The 239-nt window shown below is 47.7% G+C and carries 1 protein-coding gene; it reads left to right on the top strand.

All coding sequences use genetic code 11. The annotated features are described in order from the left end of the window. A partial coding sequence (locus tag AC2A06_RS19105; RefSeq protein WP_484381336.1) for a hypothetical protein occupies window positions 1-239 on the top strand: 239 nt, incomplete at both ends.

The following is a 239-nucleotide window of genomic DNA, read 5'->3' on the forward strand; positions in this document are numbered from 1 at the left end:
GGTAACCTGGGCACTAACGTCAATTTCAAGAGCAATTATCAGGTTGTGATTGATCTGGAAGCACCGAATGCGATCCTTGGTGCGCCTGATGTGCCGCAAATTGTTAACAGCAGCACTACCTACACCTTCAACCAGACTAAATACGGTAATGTTGAAGCAGGATCGATCGTTTCACTGGTGAGTGATGTCAACGGTAATGGGACCTACCAGGAAGGGCTGGATCAGATTATCGGCTTTGC

The sequence above is a fragment of the Serratia sp. HNCC26DJ244 genome (assembly GCF_057180565.1).